Below are 13,963 nucleotides of genomic sequence, written 5' to 3' on the forward strand. Positions count from 1 at the left end.
AGTAAGGCTCGCAGATACTCTTTATTCGTTTTTTAGCGTGGGAAAAGACCAGCAGGGCTCCGGCTAAGGGGCCCTGCGGTATTGGGCTACGCCGCTTGCTGAAACTGCTGCCGATACTGGTTCGGTGACAGTTCGGTGTGCTGGCGAAACAACCGCGCGAAGAAGCTCGCATCGTCGTAACCGACTTCATAGCTGATGGTCTTGATGCTCTTGCGGCTGGCGGACAGCAAGCCCTTGGCGGTTTCGATGCGCAGTCGCTGCAGGTAATGCAGCGGCTTGTCGCCGGTGGCGGTCTGGAAGCGCCGCATGAAATTGCGGATGCTCATGCCGTGTTCGCGAGCCACGTCTTCGAAGCGGAATTTGTCGGCGAAGTGTTCTTCGAGCCAGTGCTGGATCTGCAGGATGATCACGTCCTGGTGCAGCTTCTGACCGCCGAAACCGATGCGTCCCGGCGAGTAGCTGCGCTGCACTTCATAGAGAATGTCCCGCGCCACGGCTTGGGACACGTTGGCGCCGCAAAAGCGTTCGATCAGGTAGATGTAAAGGTCGCAGGCCGAGGTGGTGCCGCCAGCGCAATACAGATTGTCAGCGTCGGTCAGGTGCTTGTCCTGATTGAGCTGAACCCGTGGGAAGCGTTCGGCAAACGCATTGAAGAAGCGCCAGTAAGTGGTCGCTTCCTTGCCGTCGAGCAGCCCGGCCTCGGCCAGCCAGAACACCCCGGTGGCTTCGCCGCACAGCACTGCGCCGCGAGCGTGTTGCTGGCGCAACCAAGGCAGGACCTGTGGATAACGTTGGCAAAGGGTATCGAAATCGTCCCAGAAGGCTGGAAGGACAATGATGTCGGCATTTTCCAGGCCGCCGTCCACCGGCATGATCACGTCACTGAAGCTGTTCACCGGTTTGCCGTCGGGACTGACCAGGCGCGTTTCGAACGCCGGAGTCAGGCCGTGGCCCAGTTGTTTGCCGTAACGCAGGCTGGCCAGGTGGAAGAAATCCTTGGCTTGCATGAGGGTGGAAGCGAAAACCCGGTCGATAGCCAGGATGCTGACGCGCCGCAAGGGCGTGGAGGCTTGTTTAGACATAATTCAACTTTATTTTTATAAGGGAAAGTGGTCACCAGACGGCTGGATCGTCTTATTTTTTGTCTGATGTGTCCAGTGTCCTGTATCGGATGTGAGGCTTAGTCTCTGAAGGTCAATCCCTTCTAACAATAACGACAGGTGCCGCATGATCCCCAGAACCTTGTTCAGTTCCGAGCACGAACTTTTTCGAGACAGCGTACGAACGTTCCTCGAAAAAGAAGCTGTGCCGTTTCACGGGCAATGGGAGAAGCAGGGCTATATCGACCGCAAACTCTGGAACAAGGCGGGGGAGGCGGGGATGCTCTGTTCGCACTTGCCGGAAGAGTACGGCGGGCTGGCAGCGGACTTTCTCTACAGCGCCGTGGTGATCGAAGAGGTGGGGCGTCTCGGCTTGACCGGCATCGGTTTTTCCCTGCATTCGGACATCGTCGCGCCTTACATCCTGCATTACGGCAGTGAAGCGCTAAAACACAAATACCTGCCGAAGCTGGTGTCTGGAGAGATGGTCACCGCGATTGCCATGACCGAGCCGGGTGCCGGTTCCGACTTGCAAGGGGTGAAAACTACCGCCGTGCTGGAGGGTGATGAGTACGTGATCAACGGTTCCAAGACCTTCATCACCAACGGCTTTCTGGCTGACCTGGTGATTGTCGTGGCCAAGACCGATCCGAAGGCCGGCGCGAAAGGCACCAGCCTGTTTCTGGTGGAAGCCGACACCCCAGGCTTCGCCAAGGGCAAGCGCCTGGAAAAAGTCGGCATGAAGGCTCAGGACACCTCGGAACTGTTCTTCCAGGACGTTCGGGTGCCCAAGGAAAACCTGTTGGGGCAGGCCGGGATGGGTTTTGCCTACCTGATGCAGGAGTTGCCGCAGGAGCGTCTCACCGTTGCCATTGGCGGGCTGGCTTCGGCTGAAGCTGCGCTGCAATGGACGCTCGACTACACCCGTGAACGCAAGGCATTCGGCAAGGCGATCGCTGACTTCCAGAACACCCGCTTCAAACTGGCCGAGATGGCAACCGAGATTCAGATCGGTCGGGTCTTTGTCGATCGTTGTCTGGAGCTGCACCTGCAAGGCAAGCTCGACGTCCCGACGGCGGCTATGGCCAAGTATTGGGGCACAGACTTGCAATGCAAGGTGCTCGACGAGTGCGTGCAGTTGCATGGCGGTTACGGGTTCATGTGGGAATACCCGATCGCCCGGGCGTGGGCGGATGCGAGGGTGCAGCGGATCTATGCCGGCACCAATGAAATCATGAAGGAGATTATTGCGCGGTCGCTGTAATGCAGCGTGATCGTTAGACCGCCTTCGCGAGCAGGCTCGCTCCCACAGGTTAAGTGATCTCCTGTGGGAGCGAGCCTGCTCGCGAATGGATCTAGAAATCAATCAAGGTGCAGGATTCGGGTGATCCTTGTGGATCGCCTCAATCCCCTCCAGCACTTCATCGGACAGCTTCAAGTCGAAGCTCGCTAAATTGCTTTCAAGCTGCTCCATTGTCGTCGCGCCAATAATGTTGCTGGTCACAAACGGCTGCTGAGTGACAAACGCCAACGCCATTTGCGCCGGGTCCAGGCCGTGCTCACGCGCCAGTGCGACATAACGGCTGCACGCTGCTTCCGACTGCGGGTTGAAATAGCGGCTGAAGCGGCTGTAGAGGCTCAGGCGGCCTTTAGGCGGACGCGCGCCACCTTCGTACTTGCCGGACAGGAAACCGAACGCCAGCGGCGAATAGGCGAGCAGGCCGCACTGCTCGCGGATGGCGATTTCCGCCAGACCGACCTCGAAACTGCGATTGAGCAGGTTGTACGGGTTCTGGATCGACACCGCGCGCGGCCAGCCACGGGCTTCTGCCAGGGCGAGGAAGCGCATATTGCCCCACGGCGTTTCGTTGGACAGGCCGATGTGGCGGATCTTGCCGGCCTTGACCTGTTCGTCCAGCGCTTCGAGGGTGTCCTCCAGCGGCGTGAGGTTGGCTTCGATCTTGTGTTTGTAGCCGAGCTGACCGAAGAAGTTGGTGCTGCGCTCCGGCCAATGCAGTTGGTAGAGGTCGATGTAGTCGGTTTGCAAGCGCTTGAGGCTGGCGTCCACGGCTTCGGTGATGTGCTGGCGATTGTGCCGCAGGTTTTTGTCGCGAATGTAGTCGATGGTGTTGCCGGGTCCGGCAATCTTGCTCGCCAGGATCCAGTCGGCCCGATCGCCACGGCTTTTGAAGTAATTGCCAATGTAGCGTTCGGTGGTGGCGTAGGTTTCGGCTTTGGGTGGCACCGGGTACATCTCGGCGGTATCGATGAAATTGATCCCGGCGCTCTTGGCCCGTTCAATCTGCGCGAAGGCTTCAGCCTCGCTGTTTTGCTCGCCCCAGGTCATGGTGCCGAGGCAGATTGCACTCACGTTCAGATTGGTTCGGCCTAGCTGGCGATAGTCCATCGGGTGCTCCCTTGGCAAAACAATCATAAAAGCAGGTTGAATTATTTTTCGCAATCTGCATAATTGCGCACCTCTTTCTGCAGTGGAAGTGATGCGCCGCCGCCGAAGAATCTTGCCGTTGAACGGACGCGCCGACCCGAGCCCCCGAAAGCGTCTGTATCCGGCTGCCTTTGACTTGTCAAAGTACGCACTATTCAGTAAGATCCGCCGTCTAATTTACAGGGCGGCCCCTGAGGCTATAAAGAATGAAAACTTTTACTGCTAAACCGGAAACAGTACAGCGCGACTGGTTTGTCGTCGACGCTGCAGGTCAGACCCTGGGTCGTCTGGCCACCGAAATCGCGAGCCGTCTGCGTGGCAAGCATAAAGCTGAGTACACTCCTCACGTTGACACCGGCGATTACATCGTCGTTATCAATGCCGAGCAGATTCGTGTAACCGGTGCTAAAACCACCGACAAAATCTACTACTCCCACTCCGGTTTCCCGGGCGGCATCAAGTCGATCAACTTCGAAAAGCTGATTGCTAAAGCCCCTGAGCGCGTGATCGAGACCGCGGTCAAAGGCATGCTGCCTAAGAACCCGCTGGGTCGCGACATGTATCGTAAGCTGAAAGTCTATGCGGGCGCTGTACACCCTCATACTGCTCAGCAGCCCCAAGAACTGAAGTTTTAACGGAATAGTTCATTATGTCGGCGACTCAAAATTACGGCACTGGCCGTCGCAAGACCGCAACCGCACGCGTTTTCCTGCGTCCGGGTACTGGTAACATCTCCATCAACAACCGCACCCTGGAAAATTTCTTCGGCCGCGAAACTGCCCGCATGGTAGTTCGTCAGCCGCTGGAACTGACTGAGACTGTCGAGAAATTCGACATCTACGTCACCGTGATCGGTGGTGGTGTAAGTGGTCAAGCTGGCGCAATCCGCCACGGTATCACTCGCGCACTGATGCAGTACGACGAAACCCTGCGTGGCGCTCTGCGCAAAGCTGGCTTCGTTACTCGCGATGCTCGTGAAGTTGAACGTAAGAAAGTTGGTCTGCGTAAAGCGCGTAAGCGTCCGCAGTACTCGAAGCGTTAATTCGCTTTCGCGTTCAAAAAGAACGCCCAGTTTCCTCGCGAAGCTGGGCGTTTTTTTATGGGTGCGATTTACCGGGGTATTGCTCTGTGACAACTTGCCACAGCCGTAGAAGCCCTATACTGCAAGGCTTGGCAGTGGAGCCCCTCGGTAATTACCTTGTCAGAATTGGGGCTTTTCATTACCATTCGGCAAAATTTTTATAAGTTCAGATTTTTACTTAGTAGATGCCTGATTTAACAGGCCACAAAGCTGATGGGAGAGGACTGAATGAGCAATGACGGCGTGAATGCAGGCCGGCGTCGCTTCTTGGTAGCAGCCACATCCGTGGTGGGTGCTGCAGGAGCGGTGGGGGCTGCGGTCCCGTTCGTGGGGTCATGGTTTCCCAGTGCCAAGGCGAAGGCCGCAGGTGCACCGGTGAAGGTGAATGTCAGCAAGATCGAGCCAGGCCAGCAGATGATTGCTGAGTGGCGCGGTCAGCCGGTGTTCATTGTCCGCCGTACCGAGGAAATCCTGGGGAATCTGAAAAAGATCGAGGGCCAGCTATCTGACCCGACCTCCAAGAACTCGACACAACCGACCTATGTCGACCCGGAAACGCGTTCGATCAAGCCAGAGGTTCTGCTGCTGATCGGTATCTGCACGCACCTGGGTTGTTCGCCGACCTTCCGTCCAGAAGTGGCACCTGCGGATCTGGGCAAGGACTGGGTAGGTGGTTATTTCTGCCCTTGCCACGGTTCCCACTACGATCTGGCTGGTCGCGTCTACAAGTCGCAACCTGCGCCTTTGAACCTGCCAGTTCCCCCGCATTCCTATGAGACCGATGACATCATTGTCATTGGCGTCGATACGGAGAAAGCGTGATGAGCAAGTTCATGGATTGGGTTGATGCGCGCTTTCCCGCGACCAAAATGTGGGAAGACCATCTCAGCAAGTACTACGCCCCGAAGAACTTCAACTTCTTCTATTTCTTTGGCTCCCTTGCACTGCTCGTTCTGGTCAACCAGATCGTTACCGGTGTCTGGCTGACCATGAGCTACACCCCGTCGGCGGAAGAAGCGTTTGCTTCCGTCGAATACATCATGCGCGACGTCGAGTACGGCTCGATCCTGCGTATGTTGCACGCGGTCGGCGCTTCGATGTTCTTCATCGTGGTTTATCTGCACATGTTCCGTGGCTTGCTCTACGGTTCGTACCAGAAGCCACGTGAGCTGGTGTGGGTCTTCGGCATGCTGATCTATCTGGCGCTGATGGCTGAAGCCTTCATGGGTTACTTGCTGCCGTGGGGCCAGATGTCCTACTGGGGTGCCCAGGTGATCATCTCGCTGTTTGGGGCAATCCCGCTCATCGGCGACGACCTGACTCAGTGGATTCGAGGTGACTACCTGATTTCGGGTATTACCCTGAACCGCTTCTTCGCCCTGCACGTAGTCGCCTTGCCGATCGTGATTCTCGGTCTGGTGGTGCTGCACGTTCTGGCGCTGCACGAAGTCGGTTCGAACAACCCGGACGGCGTGGACATCAAGAAACACAAAGACGAAAACGGCGTACCGCTGGACGGCATTGCCTTCCACCCGTACTACACCGTGAAAGATATCGTCGGCGTGGTGGTGTTCCTGTTCATCTTCTGCTCGATCGTGTTCTTCTTCCCGGAAATGGGCGGCTACTTCCTCGAGAAGCCGAACTTTGAAGTGGCGAACGCTTTCAAGACGCCAGAGCACATCGCTCCGGTCTGGTACTTCACGCCGTTCTACGCGATTTTGCGGGCGGTTCCGGACAAGCTTCTGGGCGTTATCGCCATGGGTGCCGCCATCGCGGTGCTGTTCGTCCTGCCATGGCTGGACCGAAGCCCGGTCAAGTCGATGCGCTACAAAGGCTGGCTGAGTAAAATCTGGCTGGTGGTGTTCTGCGTTTCGTTCGTGATCCTCGGCATTCTAGGTGTTCTGGCCCCGACGCCAGGTCGTACGTTGCTGTCGCAGGTATGTACCTTCCTGTACTTCGCCTACTTCATTCTGATGCCGTTCTACACCAGGCTCGAGAAGACCAAACCGGTTCCGGAAAGGGTGACTGGCTGATGAAAAAGCTATTTGCTGTACTGATTCTTGCTGCTATGCCTGTGTTCTCGTTCGCGTCGACAGCGGGTGCTCCTGAGCTGGAAAAGGTCGACATCGACGTTTCCGACAAGGCTGCCATGCAGGATGGTGCGCGTACATTCGCCAACTACTGCATGGGCTGTCACAGCGCCAAGTTCCAGCGTTACGAGCGTGTCGCCGATGATCTGGGCATTCCGCACGACCTGATGCTCTCGAAGCTGGTGTTCACCGGCGCCAAGATCGGTGATCACATGAGCATCGGCATGCAGCCGGCGGACGCCAAGACCTGGTTCGGTGCGGCACCGCCCGACCTGACCTTGGTCGCCCGCGTTCGTGGCACTGACTGGCTCTATGGTTACCTGAAGTCCTTTTACGAAGACCCGTCGCGTCCTTGGGGCGTGAACAACAAGGTGTTTCCGAACGTCGGGATGCCTAACGTTCTGGTCGGCCTGCAGGGGCGTCAGGTGGTAGGCTGTAAACAAGTTCAAATCGTCGAAGACGGCAAGAAGCAATACGATCCGCTGACCGGTACGGCTTTGACTCATGAAGCCTGCGACCAGCTGACCATACTGCCGAAAACCGGAACGCTGAACGAAGAGCAGTTCGACGAGAAGGTCAAGAATCTGGTGACCTTCCTGGCCTACTCGGCCAACCCGGTGAAGCTGCAGCATCAGCGCATCGGTACCTATGTGTTGCTGTACCTGGCGTTCTTCTTCGTATTCGCTTACTTGCTCAAGCGTGAATACTGGAAAGACGTCCATTGATAAAGCTTTAAGCAATTGCTGTTAATCGCGCGCGCCCAAGGGCGTCTCTGAAGGTGTAACGAGCCTGGTGATCCAGGCGTTACGGGAGGCGCCCTCTGGGCGCGCGCGTTTTTCCGCTTCCGATAATTTCAACAAGCGAGGAGGACCGCCATGGGCGTGACCAATCGGTTGGCCTGTTACTCCGACCCCGCCGACCACTATTCCCACCGAGTGCGTATCGTACTTGCAGAGAAGGGTGTCAGCGCCGAGATCATCTACGTGGAAGCTGGCCGTCAGCCGCCTAAACTGATTGAAGTGAACCCTTACGGTAGCCTGCCCACCCTGGTCGATCGTGACCTGGCGTTGTGGGAGTCGACCGTGGTGATGGAATATCTGGATGAGCGTTACCCGCACCCGCCGTTACTGCCGGTTTATCCAGTGGCGCGTGCCAACAGCCGTCTGCTGATTCATCGTATTCAGCGTGACTGGTGTGGTCTGGTGGATCTGATCCTGGATTCGAAGACCAAGGAAGCAGCCCGTGTCGTGGCTCGTAAAGAGCTGCGCGAAAGCCTGACCGGCGTGTCGCCGTTGTTCGCCGACAAGCCGTTTTTCCTCAGTGAGGAACAAAGTCTGGTGGATTGCTGCCTATTACCAATACTCTGGCGATTGCCGATTCTGGGTATTGAACTGCCGCGGCCTGCCAAGCCGCTGCTTGATTACATGGAGCGCTCTTTCGCGCGTGAGGCTTTCCAGGCGAGTCTGTCTGGTGTCGAACGTGATATGCGCTAAGGCTTAAGGAGCCGCTATGAACTCGAGTCGACCTTATCTGGTCCGCGCGCTCTACGAGTGGATTGTGGACAACGATTTTACCCCGCACATGCTGGTCAATTCCGAGTATCCGTCGGTGCAGGTGCCTCAGGGTTTTGCCAGTGACGGACAGATTGTCCTGAACGTATCACCGGCAGCCGTGCGTCATCTGCACATGGACAACGAAGCGGTCAGCTTCGAAGGGCGCTTCGGTGGCGTGCCACACACCCTGTTCGTGCCTATCGCATCGATCCTGGGCATTTACGCTCGGGAGAACGGTCAAGGCATGGTGTTTGATCTGGAATCGCCTATGGAAGACGAGGAAGAGATCGAGCCGGATGACGATATTCCGCCACCCGACAGTGAGCCACCGCGTCCCAGCGGTCGACCCAGTTTGAAAGTGGTGAAATAAAAAAAGGGTGATCCGCAAGGATCGCCCTTTTTTTTATTTCACCACTTTCAAGCGTAGGAGCTGACGAAGGCTGCGATCTTTTGATGTTGCTTTTAAAGAGCAAAAGATCGCAGCCTCGTTTCACTCGACAGCTCCTACAGGTCGATGGCGATCCAGGGATGCCATCGCAGTTGAGTAGGTGTCAGTCGATGTATTCAAACAACTTCACGATCTTCTGCACGCCGGAAACGCCTTGCACCAGGTTAGTGGCCTGAGCGGCTTCCTGCTTGGTCAGCAGGCCCAGCAGGTAGACGATGCCGTTCTCGGTAACAACCTTGATGCGCGAACCCGGGATGTTCGGGTCGGTGAGCATCTGGGTCTTGATCTTGGAGGTCAGCCAGGTGTCGTTCTGGCGGGCAAGGAAGCCGGAGGGTGGCAGGACCTGCAGTTCGTTGTGGACCGTCTTCACCCGCTGAACAGCTGCAGCGGCCTGTTCGGCCTTGGCCTTGAGGTCTGCTCTCGGGGTTTGCCCGGCGAGCAGCACGACGCCGTTGAAGCTGGTGACGACGATGTGCGAGTCGTTGTCCAGGGCTGGATCGGCCTTGGCGATGTTCACGCCGACCTTGGTGTCGATCAGCGAGTCGTCGATCTTACTGCCGAAGGTGCGGGTGCCGCGATCATCTTCAATCGGCGCTTCACGGCTGGCGTTAACTACCGAGGTGCAGCCGCTGATACCGAGGCACAGGGTCAAGGCCAGAAGGCCTAGGCGATTAGGGGTCATTCTTCACTCCCGAACAGTTGGCTGTCGATCAAATCGCAAAGGCAATGGATCGCCAGCAGGTGGACTTCCTGAATACGTGCAGTGACGTTGGCCGGTACGCGAATTTCGACGTCCTCGGGCAATAACAGCGACGCCATGCCGCCGCCATCGCGACCGGTCAATGCTACGACAATCATTTCGCGATCATGTGCGGCCTGGATCGCTTGAATAATGTTCGCCGAGTTGCCGCTGGTGGAAATCGCCAGCAATACGTCACCCGGCTGGCCGAGGGCGCGGATCTGTTTGGAGAAGATTTCGTTGTAGCTGTAGTCGTTGGCAATCGAGGTGATCGTCGAGCTGTCGGTGGTCAGCGCAATGGCTGGCAGGCTCGGACGTTCGCGCTCGAAGCGATTGAGCAGCTCGGACGAGAAGTGCTGGGCGTCACCGGCGGAACCTCCGTTGCCGCAGGACAGCATTTTGCCTTCGTTGAGCAGGGCGTTGACCATCACCTGGCTGGCTTGCTCGATGTGCGGTGCAAGTACGTCCATCGCCATTTGCTTGGTGTCGATACTGGCCTGAAAAAGCTGGCGAATTCGGGATTGCATGTCCATCTGTGTGACCTTAATTAGCGCGGCTACTCGGCACATGAATGTGCAGCCCGCAAAGCAAAGAGCAAAAGTGTTGGGTGAAAGTGTCCGGTTCGGGACGCAGGCGATCAGCTGTCGAAGGCATTCTGCAACCAGTTCAACTGATCAAGGTTACTGTCGATGGCAACCACGTCGAAACGGCAAGGGGAATTGGCCCAACGCGACTCGCGCTGAAGAAAATACTGCGCGGCAACTATCAGTTTCTGCCGTTTGCGCTCATCGATGCTATCGAGCGCGCCACCCCATTGAGTGTTTTTTCTGTAGCGGACTTCGACGAATACTACTGTATCGCCATCAAGCATGACCAGATCAAGCTCGCCGCGTTTACACAACCAGTTCTGCGCCAGCAGGCGCAGACCCTGTTGTTGAAGATGCTCGAGCGCATGTAGCTCGGCATCTTTACCGCTTTGCTGGCGTGACCTGTCAGGCATCAGCGCGCGGTGTCCGGCAGGCGTTGAACCTGACCGTTAACGAACTGCGCCCACGGCAACTGACGCACGACACGTTGGTTCTGAGTCATGCCCAGGCTGCCCGATTGGCCTTCAATGCGGCTGTCCGGCAAGGCCTTGAGTTGCCCCAGGCGTGGTGCCAGGCGATAGGCGTCGACACCCATCGCGTACAGGCGGCCCAGGCTGCCAGCAGCTTGTGGCCATTGAGCGGTCACTTGTTTGCGCAGTGGATCGTTGGCCTCCAGCAACCATGGGGTTTCGCAGAAGCGAATGCCGTTCATGTCGTTGTACTGATTCACGTCACCGCTGGCGCTGAACACGTGGGAGGTGGCGTAAACCGGCACGTCACCGGCGTACTGAAAGTTCAGGGTCGGCTTGATCTGCTGGGCTTGCTGAGGTGTTGCCGCCAGGAAGATGAACTCAATGTCCTGGCGACGCGAAGGTTGGGCGGCGACCTGCGAGCCAACGGTGCTTTGCAGGGTCTTGGCACGACCTTCGCTCTGACGCAGCTGGAACATGTCGGCAATCTGCTGGGCCAGTTGAACCGGTTGGTCGACGCGCTCGGTAGCGACAATGCTGCCACCGTTGGCCTGCCAATCCTGGCTGAACGCTCTCAACACGCGATCGCCCCATTCGCCCTTCGGCACCATGATGGCGGCGCGATGCAGGCCATCGGCGCGAGCACGGCGCGACACTTCGCGGGCTTCGTCTTCAGCGGCGAGGCCGAACTGGAACAACTGGGCCGGGCCTTGTTCGCCTTCGCTGTAATTCAGCGCCAGGGTGGTAATCGGCAGTTGCGGGCGAGCGCTGAGCTGTTTGACCAGCGGCTTCTCCAGCGGGCCGACAACCAGTTGCACGCCATCGGCCTGCGCCTTGCGGTAAAACTCATCCAGCGAGGTCAGTTTCGAGCTGTCATAGAACTCGATGGCTGGCGGCTTCTGCCCGGCTTGTTGCGCCTGGTAGTGAGCAGCCATGAAACCTTCGCGCAGTGCCTTGCCGACCGACGCCAGCGGGCCGTCTTGCGGCAGCAGCAGGGCGATTTTGCCCAGGGGCTGGCTGGCCAGTTCCTTGAGTTTGGTCAGTGGCAGCGGCAATTGAATGGCGGCCGGATGCTTTGGATTCTGCGCGCGCCAGTTGTCGATCGCGGCTTGCTGCTGTTCCAGGGTGCCGGCAGTTTTCACCGCCAGTGCCAGGCCCATCCAGCCGCCGAGGTCATCGGTGGCGCTCGGCTGCAATTGATCGGTTGGCAAAGAAGCGATCAGGGTCCAGATCGCTTCGTGGTTTTTGCTGGCCGCTTCACCTTCAAGCATCGGTGCGATGAAGATGCGTTCCCGTGCGGCAGCCAGGGTCTGGCCGTCGGCTTCAAGGGCGCGGGCACGAACGGTGCCGGTGCGAACCTGTTGCTCGACCGGCAGTTCGCTCAGGCGTTGCAGGCTCGGATGAGTCAAGGCTGTCAGCGCCGCTTTGGGCTGATTGCGAACCATGGCCAGTTCAGCCGCCAGGGTGCTGGCGAAAACCTGTTGGCCAGGTTTGAGCTGTTCGACCGGGACTTGTTGCAGGATTTGCGCGGACTGGCCGGCATTCCCCTGACGATAAGCCAGGTCAGCCGCGCTCAAGCGCAACAGGGCGGCTTTTTCCGGGTCTTTGCTTTGGGCGGCCTGTTCGAGCAATTGCTCGATACTGGCATCCGGGGTCCGTGGAAGTTCGCCAAGGCTGGAGGAGGGCGAGCTGGCGCAAGCCGCCAGCAAGGCAGCGAGGCAGAGGGCAGTGAACAGCCGCAGGCAAGCGATCATGTAGTGTTCCTGATACTCGATCAAATTAGCGTGGAATTGTACCCAAGCACTGGCCGGGGCGCGATGTTACTGGCGTGAATCGATCAATTTAGCTCGTTCAAATGTTGCGGCACTGCTCAAAAGGCTGAAAAACCGAGTGCTGCTTGCGCGTATCCCGAGCGTCACGACGCGCTACAATGGCGGCTTTTACCGATCATGAGGTGTGCGCTTTGACTGCTCCAGGTGCTTTGAATTCCGCTGCTGGCTCGCTTTATGTGGTGGCGACGCCCATCGGCAACCTGGACGATATCAGTGCGCGTGCGCTGAAAATCCTGCGCGAGGTCGCCCTGATCGCCGCCGAAGATACCCGCCACTCCCAGCGATTGATGCAGCATTTCGGCATTCCAACACCGTTGGCCGCCTGTCATGAACACAATGAGCGGGATGAAGGTAGCCGCTTTATCACCCGCTTGCTCGCCGGCGACGATGTGGCGCTGATTTCCGATGCCGGCACGCCGTTGATTTCCGATCCGGGTTATCACCTCGTGCGTCAGGCCCGTGCTGCGGGAATTAATGTTGTGCCGGTTCCGGGCGCGTGCGCTCTGATCGCGGCATTGTCGGCGGCGGGGCTGCCGTCGGACCGTTTCATCTTCGAAGGCTTCCTGCCGGCCAAGGCTGTCGGTCGGCGCGCTCGTCTTGAGTTGGTAAAGGAAGAGCCGCGCACGCTGATCTTCTATGAAGCCCCGCACCGGATCCTTGAGTGCCTGCAAGACATGGAACTGGTATTCGGCGGCGAGCGTCCGGCGTTGCTGGCGCGCGAGCTGACCAAGACTTTCGAAACCCTTAAAGGCTTGCCGCTGGCCGAGTTACGCGAGTTCGTCGAGTCAGACAGCAATCAGCAGCGCGGCGAGTGCGTGGTGTTGGTGGCGGGTTGGTCTGCCCCCGAGACCGAGGACGCTGTCAGCAGTGAATCGATGCGCATTCTGAATCTGTTGCTGGAAGAGATGCCGCTAAAGCGTGCAGCAGCCTTGGCGGCGCAAATTACCGGGGAGCGTAAAAATGTTCTCTATCAGGTTGCGCTGGACAAACAGAAGGGCGAGTAAAACCCGACGTGTAGAAGGGGCTCAAGGCGTTTAGCACTTGTTCTTCAACCGCTCTGCCGTTAACCTTCGCGGCGGAGAGTCGATCGGACAGTCGCTGCCCTCTATGAGAATTAGGGGGGGGAGGAAAGTCCGGGCTCCATAGGGCGAAGTGCCAGGTAATGCCTGGGAGGCGTGAGCCTACGGAAAGTGCCACAGAAAATAACCGCCTAAGCGCTTCGGCGCCGGTAAGGGTGAAAAGGTGCGGTAAGAGCGCACCGCACGTCTGGCAACAGTTCGTGGCTAGGTAAACCCCACTTGGAGCAAGACCAAATAGGGTCCCAAGGCGTGGCCCGCGCTGGGACCGGGTAGGTTGCTAAAGATGTCCAGTGATGGCCATCGTAGACGAATGACTGTTCAAGACAGAACCCGGCTTACAGATCGACTCTCCACCTTTTTCTTTCCTCTGCTCAAATCATTGAGCAGGGCTCTGCTGATGGCAATTTCCCTCCTTACATAATTGTCGGCAGAAGCACTTTCGTAAGACCGAAAAAATCTTACTCTTAATAAATTACTTTAACTTCCGAGCGCAGCCCTCAGTGCTGGTTCAAGTTACTGAGCAGGATTACACGTCTGA

General features: G+C 57.7%; 15 protein-coding genes and 1 other RNA gene. 10 read left to right on the forward strand and 6 right to left on the reverse strand.

From position 1 onward, the window contains the following. Positions 1 to 86: 86 nt before the first annotated feature. Positions 87 to 983, reverse strand: coding sequence for a GlxA family transcriptional regulator (locus ACYZTX_RS07070; RefSeq protein WP_461979850.1), 897 nt, complete (start codon positions 981 to 983; stop codon positions 87 to 89). 244 nt (positions 984 to 1,227) lie between these two features. On the opposite strand from ACYZTX_RS07070, the gene ACYZTX_RS07075 reads away from it, so the two are divergent. Further along, positions 1,228 to 2,364 carry an acyl-CoA dehydrogenase family protein gene (locus ACYZTX_RS07075; protein ID WP_462033476.1) on the forward strand — a complete coding sequence of 379 codons (1,137 nt, stop codon included), beginning with the start codon at positions 1,228 to 1,230 and terminating at the stop codon, positions 2,362 to 2,364. 102 nt (positions 2,365 to 2,466) lie between these two features. On the opposite strand, the gene ACYZTX_RS07080 is transcribed toward ACYZTX_RS07075, so the two are convergent. Continuing rightward, positions 2,467 to 3,507, reverse strand: coding sequence for an NADP(H)-dependent aldo-keto reductase (locus ACYZTX_RS07080; protein WP_462033477.1), 1,041 nt, complete (start codon positions 3,505 to 3,507; stop codon positions 2,467 to 2,469). Positions 3,508 to 3,752: 245 nt separating this feature from the next. Between ACYZTX_RS07080 and rplM the strand changes: the two genes are divergently transcribed. From rplM to ACYZTX_RS07115, 7 genes are all read left to right on the forward strand, one after another. After that, on the forward strand, positions 3,753 to 4,181 hold the full coding sequence (rplM, locus tag ACYZTX_RS07085; RefSeq protein ID WP_007905295.1) for a 50S ribosomal protein L13: 429 nt from the start codon (positions 3,753 to 3,755) through the stop codon (positions 4,179 to 4,181). Positions 4,182 to 4,195: 14 nt separating this feature from the next. Continuing rightward, positions 4,196 to 4,588 (forward strand): 30S ribosomal protein S9, encoded by a 393-nt coding sequence (gene rpsI, locus ACYZTX_RS07090; protein WP_003216038.1) that lies wholly within the window; start codon positions 4,196 to 4,198, stop codon positions 4,586 to 4,588. 267 nt (positions 4,589 to 4,855) lie between these two features. Further along, entirely contained in the window at positions 4,856 to 5,449 is a 594-nt protein-coding gene (gene petA, locus ACYZTX_RS07095; RefSeq protein ID WP_007905300.1) for a ubiquinol-cytochrome c reductase iron-sulfur subunit, read from the forward strand. Then, positions 5,449 to 6,660, forward strand: coding sequence for a cytochrome b (locus ACYZTX_RS07100; RefSeq protein ID WP_064675962.1), 1,212 nt, complete (start codon positions 5,449 to 5,451; stop codon positions 6,658 to 6,660). The genes petA and ACYZTX_RS07100 overlap by 1 nt, the downstream gene beginning before the upstream one ends. Continuing rightward, positions 6,660 to 7,442 (forward strand): cytochrome c1, encoded by a 783-nt coding sequence (locus tag ACYZTX_RS07105; protein WP_462033478.1) that lies wholly within the window; start codon positions 6,660 to 6,662, stop codon positions 7,440 to 7,442. The genes ACYZTX_RS07100 and ACYZTX_RS07105 overlap by 1 nt, the downstream gene beginning before the upstream one ends. A 150-nt stretch (positions 7,443 to 7,592) precedes the next feature. After that, the gene (locus ACYZTX_RS07110; protein WP_027922678.1) at positions 7,593 to 8,210 is read left to right on the forward strand and encodes a glutathione S-transferase N-terminal domain-containing protein; all 618 of its coding nucleotides are present in this window, start codon (positions 7,593 to 7,595) and stop codon (positions 8,208 to 8,210) included. 16 nt (positions 8,211 to 8,226) lie between these two features. Continuing rightward, positions 8,227 to 8,640, forward strand: a complete 414-nt coding sequence (locus ACYZTX_RS07115; RefSeq protein ID WP_462033479.1) for a ClpXP protease specificity-enhancing factor — start codon at positions 8,227 to 8,229, stop codon at positions 8,638 to 8,640. Between the two features lie 181 nt (positions 8,641 to 8,821). On the opposite strand, the gene ACYZTX_RS07120 is transcribed toward ACYZTX_RS07115, so the two are convergent. The 4 genes from ACYZTX_RS07120 to ACYZTX_RS07135 all read right to left on the reverse strand — a co-directional run bounded on the left by ACYZTX_RS07120 (position 8,822) and on the right by ACYZTX_RS07135 (position 12,268). Next, positions 8,822 to 9,400, reverse strand: a complete 579-nt coding sequence (locus tag ACYZTX_RS07120) for a BON domain-containing protein (protein ID WP_008147477.1) — start codon at positions 9,398 to 9,400, stop codon at positions 8,822 to 8,824. Then, positions 9,397 to 9,990 (reverse strand): phosphoheptose isomerase, encoded by a 594-nt coding sequence (locus ACYZTX_RS07125; RefSeq protein WP_008025961.1) that lies wholly within the window; start codon positions 9,988 to 9,990, stop codon positions 9,397 to 9,399. The genes ACYZTX_RS07120 and ACYZTX_RS07125 overlap by 4 nt, the downstream gene beginning before the upstream one ends. A gap of 104 nt (positions 9,991 to 10,094) precedes the next feature. Then, positions 10,095 to 10,457, reverse strand: a complete 363-nt coding sequence (locus tag ACYZTX_RS07130) for a YraN family protein (RefSeq protein ID WP_462033480.1) — start codon at positions 10,455 to 10,457, stop codon at positions 10,095 to 10,097. Continuing rightward, positions 10,457 to 12,268: a penicillin-binding protein activator gene (locus ACYZTX_RS07135; protein WP_462033481.1), complete on the reverse strand. Its 1,812-nt coding sequence runs from the start codon at positions 12,266 to 12,268 to the stop codon at positions 10,457 to 10,459. Before ACYZTX_RS07135 ends, ACYZTX_RS07130 begins: the two co-directional genes overlap by 1 nt. 176 nt (positions 12,269 to 12,444) lie before the next feature. Between ACYZTX_RS07135 and rsmI the strand changes: the two genes are divergently transcribed. Beyond that, positions 12,445 to 13,350: a 16S rRNA (cytidine(1402)-2'-O)-methyltransferase gene (rsmI, locus tag ACYZTX_RS07140; protein ID WP_462033482.1), complete on the forward strand. Its 906-nt coding sequence runs from the start codon at positions 12,445 to 12,447 to the stop codon at positions 13,348 to 13,350. Between the two features lie 75 nt (positions 13,351 to 13,425). Beyond that, positions 13,426 to 13,779: RNase P RNA component class A (gene rnpB / locus ACYZTX_RS07145), an RNA gene on the forward strand. Positions 13,780 to 13,963: the final 184 nt, after the last annotated feature.

This window comes from Pseudomonas sp. MDT1-17 (genome assembly GCF_054898105.1).